This is a genomic window from Winogradskyella marincola, assembly GCF_029624125.1.
Classification (GTDB): Bacteria; Bacteroidota; Bacteroidia; order Flavobacteriales; family Flavobacteriaceae; genus Winogradskyella; species Winogradskyella marincola.
This window is the reverse complement of sequence record NZ_JARSBN010000010.1, coordinates 34,569-48,217: the sequence shown is the minus strand read 5'-3', so window position 1 is coordinate 48,217 and position 13,649 is coordinate 34,569. Positions and strand designations below refer to the sequence as shown.

Below are 13,649 nucleotides of genomic sequence, written 5' to 3'. Positions count from 1 at the left end.
ATGAGTTCTAAAATAAAAACACTTAATGAAAAAATGGCCTTATCTAAATTAGGTGGAGGTCAAAAACGAATAGATAAGCAACATCAAAAGAAAAAACTAACAGCAAGAGAACGTATTCTTTATCTGTTAGACGAAGGTTCTTTTGAAGAAATAGGTGCTTTAGTGACACATAGAACTAAAGACTTTGGTATGGAAGACCAAAAGTTTTATGGTGATGGTGTTGTTACTGGTTATGGTACTGTAGAAGGTCGACTAATCTATGTTTTTGCTCAAGATTTTACAGTTTTTGGAGGTTCCCTTTCAGAAACTCATGCCGAAAAAATCTGCAAAATCATGGATATGGCTGTTAATGTTGGTGCGCCAATAATAGGTCTTAACGATTCTGGTGGAGCACGTATTCAAGAAGGAGTACGCTCTCTAGGTGGTTATGCAGATATTTTTTACCGAAATGTACAAGCATCAGGAGTAATTCCTCAAATTTCAGCTATAATGGGTCCTTGTGCTGGTGGTGCAGTGTATTCGCCTGCTATGACCGATTTTACTATCATGGTACAAGACACTAGTTATATGTTTGTAACAGGACCAAATGTTGTTAAAACTGTAACTAACGAAGAAGTCACCAGCGAAGAACTTGGTGGTGCCAGTGTACACTCTACAAAGTCTGGTGTAGCACATAAAACCTCATTAAACGATGTTGAGTGCCTTGAAGACATTAAGAAACTACTAAGTTATTTGCCTCAGAGCAATAAAGAAAAACCACAAGACTTACACTTTGAATTAAAAGATGAAGTAAGAGAAACCTTAATAGATGTAGTACCTGATAATCCTAATAAACCATACGATATGCATGGTGTTATTAATGGTATTATTGATGAAGATTCGTTTTACGAAATTCATAAAGACCACGCTGAAAATATCATTGTAGGCTTTGCCAGACTTGGCGGAAAATCAATTGGTATTGTTGCTAACCAACCTATGTTTTTAGCTGGTGTATTAGATGTAAATAGCTCTAAAAAAGCAGCAAGATTTGTGCGTTTTTGTGATGCTTTTAATATTCCATTGTTAGTACTAGAGGATGTACCTGGATTTTTACCAGGAACTGACCAAGAATGGAATGGCATTATTGTACACGGAGCTAAATTATTATACGCATTTAGTGAAGCAACTGTACCGAGAGTTACTGTAATTACGCGTAAAGCTTATGGAGGAGCCTATGATGTAATGAATTCTAAACACATTGGTGCTGATATGAATTTTGCGTGGCCAAATGCTGAAATTGCTGTTATGGGAGCAAAAGGTGCTGCAGAAATTATTTTTAAACGTGAAATTTCAGCTGCTGATGATCCTGAAGCTAAATGGAAAGAAAAGGAAGCTGAATATGCTGAACTTTTTGCAAACCCGTATAGTGCTGCAGAACGTGGTTATGTAGATGAGGTTATATTGCCACAAAATACAAGACGCAAACTAATAAAGGCTTTTAGTATGCTAGAAAACAAGGAGGTTAACAAACCTAACCGAAAACATGGGAATATTCCTTTGTAGTTTTTACAATACAAACAAAAAAACCCGATTATAAAATCGGGTTTTTTTATGATATAAAGTGTTTAGTTTAGAAACCTAAGCTTCACAACTTGCACATTCTTTCTTTTGTTTAAACTTTTGTGCTGCATTCATACTATGCTGATAGTATAATGACTTTAAACCTAGTTTCCATGCTGTAACGTGGATTTTATTAATCTCTTTTACAGACATATCTGGATGTACTATGATATTTACCGACTGACCTTGATCAATGTGATTTTGTCTGTTTGCCGCTTGGTAAATGATATCCATCTGATCGATTTCAGAATAGGTTTTGAAGACATCTTTTTCTTCCTCAGTCATAAAATCTAAGTGCTGCACAGAACCATCGTAATCTCTAATACTTCTCCATACTTCAGTCGTATTTTGACCTTTAGACTCTAAAAATGCTTCTAAATATGGATTCTTAATCGTTGTCTTAATCTTTGCAATATCTTTTACATAGATGTTAGACCAAATTGGTTCAATACCTTGAGATACTTGTCCTAAAATAAATGCAGAAGACGTTGTTGGTGCTACTGCGTTTAAGGTTGTATTTCTTCTACCATAGCCTTTTAAAACTGCTGGCTCTCCAAACTGAGCTGCTAATTCTTCAGATGCTTTGTAAGATTTCTCTTTTATAACTTTAAAGATCTCACTATTTAAATTAAATGCCTCCTGACTATTGAATGCTAACATCTTAGACTGAAGTAAAGAATGCCATCCTAAAACACCTAAACCTAATGCTCTGTTATCTTTTGCAAAGTTATAAGCACGCTCCATAAATAGGAATGTTTGCTGATCATCTTTGCTTGGAGAATTCTTATAACGCTCTAATTTCTCTGTAAATTCAGTAATAATAGCATCTAAGAAATAAATCATTGTTTCTACAGCATCTGTATCTTTCCAATCTTCGTAGTGTAATACGTTTAATGAAGATAAACAGCATACAAAAGACCAGTCATCATTAGATGGCAACATAATCTCAGTACATAGGTTACTTGCATAGATTGGTAACTTTTTGTCTTGGTATACATCTGCTGCACCATTGTTGGCATTATCTGTAAAGAAAATGTATGGATAACCCATTTCGCCTCTTCTTTGTAATACTTTTGCCCAAACTGTACGTTTTTCTACATCACCATCAATCATTTCTTGCATCCAATCGTTAGTAACAGTAACACCGTGTGTTAACTCTTGGATTGGGTTTCCTTCTGTTCCTATCTCTAAGAACTCCATAATGTCTGGATGATCTATTGGTAAGTAAGGAGAGAAACGTCCACGACGAACAGAACCTTGGCTTACTACATCTACCATAGACTCAAACAACTGCATAATATGTACAGCTCCTGAAGCCTGACCGTTATTTTTTACAGCAGCACCTCGATGTCTTATTTTTCCAAAGTAACCTGAAGTACCACCTCCAAGTTTAGACATCATACCTACTTCTGATTGGGTATAAAGTATGTTACCCATATCATCATCTACATGCGAGCCAAAACAAGATATTGGAAGACCTCTTTCTTTTCCAAAGTTTGACCATACAGGAGAGGATAATGAATAATACCCTAAGGACATGTAATTATAAAACTTGTCCGCATAACCTGGAATACCTAATATATGCTCTGCTCTATCTGCTATTTCTTTAATGCGTTGTTCTGCCGAAAAGCCTTCTGTTAAGTAACCCGAAGCTAAAAATTTACGACTATGGTCTGTTAACCAACTAAAATCACCATCGGTTTTAGTCTTTATTTGCTGTAACGACTTTTTTCTTGCATTTATTAATTCGTTTTCTGTTTTATTCTCTGTGCTATTTAAGCCACTAATCTGGTTTTGTTCTATCATTTTTAAAAAAGGTCATCACTGGTTATACTTTGGGTTCTTTTGCTGTAGTTGATTGATCGCTTCACGAAGAAATCACCATGTTTGGTTCCGATAATTTCATCATCAAACCACTCTGTCTCAGCTAATAGTTTTTCGTCTGTATCAAAAATTGAATCTATTCCAATACTTGTTAGAGATCTATTGAATCTATCTTTAAGGAATTCGTTTACAACAGCCTTTGGTAAAAAGTCTATTTCTCCTTTTTCAAAAATCCAGTCTACAATTTTACTTTCTGCATCAAAAGCTTCTCTACACATGTCTTGCACAGTTGCATTGTAGTTATCATCAAACCATTCTGGGTTTTCATTTTTAATAATCTTAATGATATCTATACCAAAATCACCATGGATTTGCTCTTCTTTTGATGTTGCTTCTACTACGTTAGAAACACCTTTTAAGACATTCTTATGCTTATTGAAAGCCATGATAATAAGGAACTGAGAGAATAGAGATACATGCTCTATAAATAAAGAGAACAATAATACTGCATCTGCATAAGCTCTGTTGTCTTCACTTTTAGAATTCTTTAAAGCGTTTTCTAAATACTGTACTCGACGCATTATTACTGGCTTTTTCTTTAAGTCTCTAAATTCTTTATTAAGACCTAAAATTTCCAATAAGTGCGAATATGCATCATGGTGTCTTACTTCACTTTCTGCAAATGTTGCTCCTACAGATCCTATTTCTGGTTTTGGCATTTTGTGATAAATATCTCCCCAAAATGATTTTACTGCTACTTCTATTTGAGAAATAGCTAGCATTGTGTTTTTAATTGCACTACGCTCAACGTCTGACAATCCTGCTTTAAAGTCCTGAATATCACTTGTAAAATTAAACTCGGTATGAATCCAATACGAATGCCTTATTGCGGGCACATACTCATACAAATCTGGGTACTCGTATGGCTTTAAATTAATTCGTTTTTCAAAGATGTTTGTCTTACGTTTTCTTGCCTGTTCATCTCTGTAAAGAATATACGCTTTGGCTACATCAAAAAATGAATTTTGCATTAAAGAATCCTCAACAGCATCTTGTATTTCTTCTACTGTTGGCACATACTTTGGCTCTTTTTCTTTTTGCTTTAATAACACATCTAAAACGCTCTGAGAAATACGCTCAGCATCTTCTAAACTTCCATGTTCTAGTGCTGTCATGGCCTTTAGAATTGCGTTTGTAATTTTGTTTAACTGGAATGGTTTTGTTGAAAAATCCCGCTTCTGGATATGTGTTATTTGCATGAGGAAAATGTATTTAGATTAATATTTGGACGAAGTCAAATATCCAATTTATTCCTCCTTTTTTCGAGCTTACAATTTCATTTTTTTTAACACTTTTATTAACATTGAGGTAACGTTGAACATACATCAACGAAATCGTCGATTTGAAAAATTATTTTCAAAAAAAGGGTTAATTTATGCCGTTGTTTTGAACATTTTATAATGAAAATTTTACCTAAATACTTATGAACAAATTCTTAACAATCTGTATATAAAACATTTAAATTTCTTATAGGATTATAACTGTTTTGTGTGGCTAATTTGCTCAAGATGTTTAGTTAAACACCCTTCCATAGTAGTTTAAATCTACTACTTCGCCTTTAGTCGTTTTATAGTCTCTCCTTATTGTACCTTCTAATTCAAAGCCGTTTTTAAGAATAACAGCAATGCTTCCTTTATTTCTTGCATTAGCTCTACAGAGTAGCTTTATAAATTTGTATTCTTCTACAATATGATTTACAACTAGTTTTGTTGCATCAGTTACTACTCCTTTCCCTTCATATCGATGATCTATAAATGATCCCAACTCTGCTTTAGGTAAATCTTTATTAATGTTTTTTACATCTACAAGACCTATAAATTCACCTGTATTAATATCTGTTATCATATAAGGTAAATAGCTAAAATCTTTAATTTTTTTTTGTATTTCTACACAATACAAAAGTGTATCTTCTAAGGTTTTTGTTTTAGATACTGTACCTGCAAAAAAATCCTCTAGACGACTTCTGTTATTCTCTATAAGATTAAAAAATGCTTTGCCTTCATTTGGTTGAAGAAGTCTTATTGTAAAGTTTTTGAATTTCATATTTAATAATCTAATAAACGTCTGTGATAATTAATTTGTCCTAAATGATAAGCTAAATGCATTGCCAGATGCATTAAAAAAAATTCCGTGGTCATATAATCTTCAAACGGATTTCTTCTATATTCTTTTTGCAAATCTTGTTGAGACAACTTGCTTAATGTGTTTTCTATTACAACTGTAGTATCGTCTATTTGCTTTAGCACTTCAGCTAAAGGTACATTTTTAAGAGAAAATTCTAAATCGCGTTGCCTTACATATCCTGTATTACCCAAAACAGCACCTATGAAATGATTTAGATTTCCTACTAAATGAAGCGCCAAATTACCTGCCGAATTAGAAACCGTTTTATCTGTGATCCAAAGATTTGACTCTTTCTTATAAAGCTGTATTTCGGCTTTTAATTTGGCCAAATCTCTATTAAACAATTTTATTAAAGCCTCTGTTAACATGGTATTAGTTATTTGAATGTTAATGTTGCGTTATAGTATGGTAACTCTTCAAAAGTAGATAATAATTGGTTTACTTTTGCAGCATGCAAAATGAAAACAGATCCCAGTTAGAATTTATTGTGCTTATGGCAGCATTAATGTCTATTGTAGCATTATCTATAGACGCTGTATTACCTGCACTACCTACAATTGGAGCACACATAGGAAGTTTGGGTGACACCGAAAATCAAAAATTGATTACAACTATATTTTTAGGATTAGGTATTGGTCAGCTAGCTTTTGGTCCGTTGTCTGATAGCTTTGGAAGGAAACCTATGGTATACGTTGGCTTTTTTATTTTCATCATTGCATCTTACATATGTATTACCACCAAGAGTTTTGAAATGATGATTTTAGGAAGAGCACTACAAGGTATTGGACTATCTTCTCCTAGAACCATGAGTATTGCTATTGTTAGAGATTCTTACAGTGGTGACCATATGGCAAAAATCTTATCTGTTGTGGTAATGACATTTATTTTGGTACCTGTTATTGCTCCTATGCTTGGTCAGTTTTTGATGCTACACTTTAGTTGGAAATCTATTTTTATTTTCAATTTAGGTTTTGGTTTAATCATTATGTTTTGGTTTTGGAAACGACAGAAAGAAACCCTAAAACCCGAACACAAAAAAACGTTTAGACCTGCTATATTTAAAAATGGTACAATTGAGTTTTTTAGAATTAAACCTGCTGTGATTTACACTTTATTCTCGGGTTTAATTACTGGTTCTTTTATGGTTTACCTGAGTACTGCTCAACAAATATTTCAGGTACAATATGATTTGGGTGAATACTTTCCATACATATTTGCAAGTTTAGCTGTAACTATTGGGCTAGCTACTTATCTTAACAGCGCATTAGTAATGCGTTTTGGGATGAGAAACCTTGTTAATATTGCCTTACTTTCTTTTATAGGCATTTCTCTTACTTACGTTATTTTATTTGGTGTTTCTGGCAATCCTAGTATCGAAGTTTTAATAGGCTTTTTTATGTTACAATTTGCCAGCGTAGCATTTCTATTTGGTAATCTTCGTGCTTTAGCTATGGAACCTATGGGACATATAGCTGGTATTGGCTCTGCTCTAAACGGTTTTATATCAACAGTTATGGCTGTGCCTATTGCTAATTTTATAGGTGGTTTTGTAAAGGAGTCTGTAACACCATTATTTATTGGTTTCTTGGTATGTGGAATTATTTCTTTAGTGCTTTTTTATTCTATTAGCGCCAAAGCAAAAACAATTCTAAAAAATATCTAAAGCTCCTTTTCCTTCTCTTATAACTTCAGGCGAATCATTAGATAGGTCTATAATTGTAGAAGCTTCGTTGCCTCCGTAGCCTCCATCGATAACAATATCAACCAGATTATCCCATTTTTCTAAAATTAATTCTGGGTCTGTAGTGTACTCTATAATATCGTCCTCATCTCTTATAGATGTTGATACTATTGGATTACCCAAAGCACTAACTAAAGCCAAAGCAATTGAATTATCAGGTACTCTAATTCCTACGGTTTTTCGTTTTTTAAAAGGGTTTGGCAAACTTTTAGAACCTGGCAAAATAAAGGTATAAGGACCTGGTAGAGCACGTTTCAAAATTTTAAATGTAGAAGTGTCTATTTGCTTTACGTAATCGCTAAGATTGCTCAAATCCTCACAAACAAACGAAAAATTAGACTTTTCAAGTTTCACGCCCTTTATCTGAGCTATACGCTCTAGCGCTTTTATATTGGTAATATCGCAACCTAAACCATACACAGTATCAGTTGGGTAAATGACTAAACCACCTCTTTTTAAAACCTCAACAACTTTCTGAACAGCTCTTGGGTTTGGGTTCTCAGGATATAATTTTATAAACTCTGCCATAAATTAAAGATACATATAAAAGCAAAAAAAGAATAATTTTTTTTTTTAAAGCTGTAACATTATACCTTAACTTACAGTCTTATATAGTATGAATCAATCAATCAAAATACTAATCGCATTCTTGTTTTCTGCAACTATGTTTGCTACCGAAGACAAGCCTATAAAGGATATTCCTCCTATCTTTTTTACCAAAGCAGAATTTGTTAACGCTTCTACAACGCGTATTCCTTTTAAAGTCATTGACCAACTCATTGTTGTTGAAGTAGAAATTTTAGATGAAATTGGTGACTTTATTATAGATACTGGCTCCGAAACTCTCATTTTAAATAGTATCCACTTTAAGCCAACACGAAAATATGGTGATGACGGAACGCAAAAAAGTGGTGTTAATGATAATATTGAAGATGTAAAAGAAAAACACCTCAACTTACTTAGCATAAATGATATAAACCTTGAAAAGCTTGATGCCGACGTTATAGATTTATCACACATAGAAAAGACCAAAAGAATTAAACTCCTTGGCATTATTGGCTATAGTGTTCTTAAAGATTTTGAAATCTTTATAGACATGCACCTTAACCAATTAACACTTACCAAAATAGACAAAAAAGGAAACAAACTTTCTGACAAAGTCTATGCAGAAACCATTGAAGACAGTATAGATTTTACTCTAAAAAAGCATACCATTATATTAGATGCTTACGTTGGTGACAAAAAAGTAAAATTTGGATTAGATACAGCCGCAGAGTACAATCAGCTTAATAAAAACCTTGATTCAGAAATTTTAGATTATTTTTACCCAAGTAGAGAATTAAAACTTACAGGAGCCAGTGGTAAGCAAAAAAAGGTTTTGGCAGGAAAATTGTACAGAGTAAAACTGAATGATTCAATTTACTTTGGCCCTATGAAAACAGTACTTACCAATCTAAAAAAAATGAACTCGGCTTTTGGTACTAATTTAGATGGTGTTTTAGGTTTTGAATTCTTCATACAAAAGAGAACAATAATCAATTACAGGAAAAAAAGGCTCTATTTTATTGCCAATCCTATTACAGAACCTTGATCATAAAAAACAAGATACTACTCCCTTTTTTAGGGCTTTTATTTATAACCATTAGTATACACTCACAAAACCAAAAGGGTTATAAAATTAAAGGCGACAATCTTACATTTATATTCAATGTTAATGATTATCCCAATATAAAAAATAATGGTGATGACATAGATTTTGTATGTGTATCTGGCGAATTTAATGATTGGACTAGAGACAATGACGAATGGAGAATGAACAAAGTCAGTGATTCTATCTATGAACTAAAAAAGGATCTATCCATTTTTACATCAGACTTTGATTGGGAGTTTAAGTTTGTTGTTAATGGGTTTCATTGGGCAGAACCTTCTTCTGATTTTGAAAATATTGTAGATGCCAGAGATTATGGTGGTCAAAGGCTTATGACCTACAACCTCAAGCTTTACAGTGCATTTGCTACAGATTATGGTAATGTTACTTTTAAGCTAAAAGGCTACAAAGACGCTGATCGTGTTATTCTCAGTGGCACCTTTAACCGTTGGGACGAAACTGGTTTTAAAATGAAACCTACCGAAGATGGCTGGGAAGTAACCTTACAACTAAAACCAGATATTTATCAATACAAATTTATAATAGACAGACACCTTTGGATTGTAGACCCTCAAAATCCTTCAAAAGTTGAAAACGAATTTGGCGGTTATAACTCTGTTATTGATGTTCAAAAAAATGTAACTTTTAGACTTTGCGAATTTAAAAACGCAGAAACGGTAATTCTCAGTGGAGATTTTAACGACTGGACAGAAGATGAATACAAAATGACTAAAGTAGATGATTGCTGGGTTTACAACAAAAGATTATCTGGCGGAAAATACCATTATAAATTTATCGTAGACGGAAAATGGATTACAGACCCAACAAATACCGTAAAAGAATACGATAATGATGGCAACATCAATTCTGTTTGTATGGTAAAATGATATATTGTTATTAGGTACTAAAACGATAGCTTTTCTGTAAACGCTGAACCTCCAAAATTAAACTTCAATCCAATATTTAAGGTATTATAAGTTCCTTCTTCAAAAAAAGATTTTAATTCATTCGGCACCTCAATCTCAGATTTTATTTTTCGCCAATTGTATTCTAACAATACATTTAGATTTCTAACAAACTCATACTCTAGTGTTACACCAAAATTTCTTAGCTTACCAAAATCTCTATTGCCATAACCAGATTGAATTGAATTTGTTAAAGTAGCGTTTCCAAAGACCGAAGTATTAACTCCTAACCTAACTTTAGGTAACGGAAGAAACTCATAACCCAAAATACCTGAGATTTCTTCTACAGTACTCTCTGTATAATTACCAATTAATTCGGTATTTGTAGTATTAAAATCACTAAAACCATAACTAAAACCAACAAAGAAGTTTTTGAATATAAAAACCTGAAATTTAAAATTATAACCTCCATTACCTTCAAAACCTTTACCTATAAAATTGTTACCATAAGGCATCGGACTCTGATATGTTAGTGACATAGCACCAAAATATTGACGTTCTTCATCATACAAAACAGGAACCTTTGATGTTTTTTTATTTTGGCTTATACTATCGTTTTGAGCATTCAGCTGAAAACCAAAAACAAGAATAATTAAAATCTTAGTAGCTAAATTGAAACGCATAGTCAGCTGAATTAATAGTTATTATTTCAGAAATTTCTTCACCTTCATTAAGACGGTAAGAGAACTCAACCTGAGATTGTAATGGCACTATAAAACCTATATTTTCTGCATTAGGAGATGCATCATCTAAAGTAGAACCCGTAACTCTTGTAGTATTGCAATAACTAAGAGAATCGCTTAAAGCACCTTCTTCATAAACCTCTGTACAATTGGCATCTAAGTATGTAAATCTATAGTACAAGGTGTTGCCTTCACCACTTTCTCTTATAATATTATAAGTAAAATTGGTCATCTCTTTTAACGCTACAGTTTGTAAATTAAAAGTAAGATCACCAGGAGTAAACTCTTCTGTATTGGTTTGATAACGGTAAGTAGAATATTGATCGCCTGAAGAAACGTCTACAAGAAACAATTCATTTGGTCCAAATAAAGACGTTATATTAAAATTTCCTGAAGCATCACTAACACCTTCTCCTAAAAGTACTCGGTCTGCACCAAAAGCATCTGCGTCTGCATAAACTTTAATGCTTGCATTTGTAATTGGTTCTGCATTTTGGTCCACAACACTACCATGCACCAAAACTCTAATATTATCCTCTATTATTGTGTCTTCGCAACTAAAAACAGCGACTAGCATTAACCATATCGCAAAATGAAGCCTTTTGGGCATAATGAAAAGTTTATTTTTAGATGAGAAAAACCACAAATGGTTGCGTTAAAAAAGGCTAAGAAATAATTTCTAGCTTAGCAAAACGCAATAAAAGTTTTTTAGTAGCTCCACCTTCAAACTTAATTTCGGCTTTTAAGTCGCCTCCTACACCTTCAATTTTAAGAACCTCACCTCTACCAAAACGTTGATGATTCACAATATTGCCTACAGTTAATTTGGTATCAAACAAATTAGCTCCTGTATCTGTTTGGCTTACAGGCTTTAATTTTTTTGGTGTACTAATTTGAAACTTCTCTGGCTTCTTCGTCTCTTTCTTTTTAAACTTTGGAGACTTTGGTTTTGCAAAACGCACCTTATTTGGCTCTACATCATCAAAAATAGATGCATCTAACATTGGATTAAAGCGTTGCTCTTTTAATGGTGTGGTAATATCTACAAATTCATCATCAATTTCTTCAATAAAACGACTTGGCTCTGCATCTATTAGTTTTCCCCAACGGTAACGAGACACAGTATACGTAAGGTAAGCTTGCTTCTCTGCTCTTGTTAAAGCCACATAAAACAAGCGACGCTCTTCCTCTAGCTCGCTTCGGGTGTTCATACTCATGGCACTTGGAAATAAATCTTCTTCCATACCAACAATAAAAACATGCGAAAACTCAAGTCCTTTTGCCAAGTGAATTGTCATTAGAGCCACATGATCCGGATCACCTTTATCACCATCTAAATCTGTAGCCAATGCAACATCTTCTAAAAATTCTGATAAAGAACCTGTACTATCTGCAACTTCAATTTGTCCTTCAACAAAATCTTTAATACCATTAAGCAATTCTTGCACGTTATCCATCTTAGTAACGCCTTCTGGTGTACCATCCTTGCCTAATTCTCTTACAAGACCACTAGTTTTTGCTACATGTTCTGCCAACTCAAAAGCATTAGCATTTTGGTTCATTACTTTGTAGCTTTCTATGAGAGTTACAAAATCTCTTAATTTATTTTTAGTGCCTCCATTAATATTTACAGACTCATTATCTATATTTTTCATAATATCGTAGATGGTCTTACCTGTAGCGTTTGCTGCTACAATTAATCGATCTACGGTAGTTTGTCCAATACCTCTTGCAGGATAATTAATCACTCTTTTTAGAGCTTCTTCATCTGAAGTGTTTAAAATTAAACGCAAATAAGCCGTTACATCTTTAATCTCCTTACGTTGATAAAACGACAATCCTCCATAAATTCTATACGGAATGTCTCTTTTACGCAACGCATCTTCTATAGCACGAGACTGTGCATTAGTTCTATAAAGTACAGCAAAATCGCTATTTGGCAATTGCTGATTCATCTTGGTATCCCAAATTGTACTTGCTACATAACGCCCTTCATCTGCATCTGTCATGGATCTGTGCACAATAACTTTCTCCCCAACATCATTAGCGGTCCAAACCACTTTATCTAACTTAGTCTTATTATGCTCAATTACAGAATTGGCTGCACCTACAATCATCTTTGTAGAACGGTAATTTTGCTCTAATCGATACATTTTTACATCATCATAATCTTTCTGAAAGTTTAGAATATTATTGATGTTTGCACCACGGAACGCATAGATACTCTGCGCATCGTCACCTACCACACATATATTTTGAAAACGATCAGACAAAGCTCTAACTATTAAATACTGAGAGTGGTTGGTATCTTGATACTCGTCTACCAATATGTATCTAAAACGATCTTGATACTGAGCCAATACAGCCGGAAAACGCGTTAGCAACTCATTGGTTCTTAATAAAAGATCATCAAAATCCATTGCTCCTGCTTTAAAACAACGGTCTACATATTCTTTATAAATATCTCCTAAACGAGGTCTGCGTGCCATAGCATCTGCCTCCATAAGCTCAGGATTTCTAAAGTATGCCTTTACAGTTATAAGACTATTCTTGTACGAAGAAATTCTACCATAAACTTGTTTCACCTTATACACATCTTTATCAAGTCCCATTTCTTTTATAATAGAACTTATAAGTCTTTGTGCATCTTGGGTATCGTATATAGTAAAGTTGCTAGGAAAACCCAGATGATGTCCTTCAAACCTAAGGATTTTGGCAAACACTGAGTGAAACGTTCCCATCCAAAGGTTTTTAGCTTCGCTATCACCTACTATATCTGCGATTCTGCCTTTCATCTCTCGAGCCGCTTTATTGGTAAAAGTCAATGATAAGATATTAAAGGCATCTACTCCTTGACTCATTAAATAAGCAATACGATATGTAAGCACTCTTGTTTTTCCTGAACCTGCACCAGCGATTACGATCATTGGTCCGTCTTTCTGTATGGTTGGTGCTAATTGTGCGTCGTTTAGTTGACTAAGATACTTTTCCAAAACTTCATTTTT

At 33.7% G+C, this 13,649-nt stretch carries 12 protein-coding genes; 4 read left to right on the top strand and 8 right to left on the bottom strand.

Annotation, left to right across the window (positions count from 1 at the left end; translation table 11 throughout):
* Window positions 1–1,542, top strand: coding sequence for an acyl-CoA carboxylase subunit beta (locus tag P7122_RS14865; RefSeq protein WP_278006590.1), 1,542 nt, complete (start codon window positions 1–3; stop codon window positions 1,540–1,542).
* Window positions 1,543–1,617: 75 nt separating this feature from the next.
* Here P7122_RS14865 and P7122_RS14860 read toward each other — a convergent pair whose 3' ends face one another.
* The 4 genes from P7122_RS14860 to P7122_RS14845 all read right to left on the bottom strand — a co-directional run bounded on the left by P7122_RS14860 (window position 1,618) and on the right by P7122_RS14845 (window position 5,975).
* The gene (locus P7122_RS14860; RefSeq protein WP_278006589.1) at window positions 1,618–3,405 is read right to left on the bottom strand and encodes a ribonucleoside-diphosphate reductase subunit alpha; all 1,788 of its coding nucleotides are present in this window, start codon (window positions 3,403–3,405) and stop codon (window positions 1,618–1,620) included.
* Between the two features lie 2 nt (window positions 3,406–3,407).
* Window positions 3,408–4,682, bottom strand: a complete 1,275-nt coding sequence (locus P7122_RS14855; protein WP_278006588.1) for a ribonucleotide-diphosphate reductase subunit beta — start codon at window positions 4,680–4,682, stop codon at window positions 3,408–3,410.
* Between the two features lie 313 nt (window positions 4,683–4,995).
* Window positions 4,996–5,526: a GNAT family N-acetyltransferase gene (locus P7122_RS14850; RefSeq protein ID WP_278006587.1), complete on the bottom strand. Its 531-nt coding sequence runs from the start codon at window positions 5,524–5,526 to the stop codon at window positions 4,996–4,998.
* A gap of 2 nt (window positions 5,527–5,528) precedes the next feature.
* Window positions 5,529–5,975, bottom strand: coding sequence for a DinB family protein (locus P7122_RS14845; protein WP_278006586.1), 447 nt, complete (start codon window positions 5,973–5,975; stop codon window positions 5,529–5,531).
* Between the two features lie 83 nt (window positions 5,976–6,058).
* Here P7122_RS14845 and P7122_RS14840 point away from each other — a divergent pair, with 83 nt between their 5' ends.
* The gene (locus tag P7122_RS14840) at window positions 6,059–7,270 is read left to right on the top strand and encodes a multidrug effflux MFS transporter (protein WP_278006585.1); all 1,212 of its coding nucleotides are present in this window, start codon (window positions 6,059–6,061) and stop codon (window positions 7,268–7,270) included.
* Here the strand turns inward: P7122_RS14840 and P7122_RS14835 are convergent.
* Window positions 7,256–7,876: an L-threonylcarbamoyladenylate synthase gene (locus P7122_RS14835; protein ID WP_278006584.1), complete on the bottom strand. Its 621-nt coding sequence runs from the start codon at window positions 7,874–7,876 to the stop codon at window positions 7,256–7,258. The two genes, P7122_RS14840 and P7122_RS14835, sit on opposite strands and share 15 nt — an antisense overlap.
* Window positions 7,877–7,964: 88 nt before the next feature.
* Here P7122_RS14835 and P7122_RS14830 point away from each other — a divergent pair, with 88 nt between their 5' ends.
* Together P7122_RS14830 and P7122_RS14825 are read left to right on the top strand one after the other, a co-directional pair.
* Entirely contained in the window at window positions 7,965–8,939 is a 975-nt protein-coding gene (locus P7122_RS14830) for a pepsin/retropepsin-like aspartic protease family protein (protein ID WP_278006583.1), read from the top strand.
* Window positions 8,936–9,883 (top strand): early set domain-containing protein, encoded by a 948-nt coding sequence (locus P7122_RS14825; protein WP_278006582.1) that lies wholly within the window; start codon window positions 8,936–8,938, stop codon window positions 9,881–9,883. Before P7122_RS14830 ends, P7122_RS14825 begins: the two co-directional genes overlap by 4 nt.
* A 17-nt stretch (window positions 9,884–9,900) precedes the next feature.
* Here the strand turns inward: P7122_RS14825 and P7122_RS14820 are convergent, their stop codons facing one another.
* Genes P7122_RS14820 through P7122_RS14810 form a run of 3 tightly spaced genes read right to left on the bottom strand, consistent with a single transcriptional unit; the run spans window position 9,901 to window position 13,637 of the window.
* Complete coding sequence (locus tag P7122_RS14820) at window positions 9,901–10,584, bottom strand: putative outer membrane beta-barrel protein (protein ID WP_278006581.1); 684 nt, start codon at window positions 10,582–10,584, stop codon at window positions 9,901–9,903.
* Window positions 10,562–11,254, bottom strand: coding sequence for a carboxypeptidase-like regulatory domain-containing protein (locus P7122_RS14815; RefSeq protein ID WP_278006580.1), 693 nt, complete (start codon window positions 11,252–11,254; stop codon window positions 10,562–10,564). The genes P7122_RS14820 and P7122_RS14815 overlap by 23 nt, the downstream gene beginning before the upstream one ends.
* 55 nt (window positions 11,255–11,309) lie before the next feature.
* Entirely contained in the window at window positions 11,310–13,637 is a 2,328-nt protein-coding gene (locus P7122_RS14810) for an ATP-dependent helicase (RefSeq protein WP_278006579.1), read from the bottom strand.
* Between the last annotated feature and the right edge of the window lie 12 nt (window positions 13,638–13,649).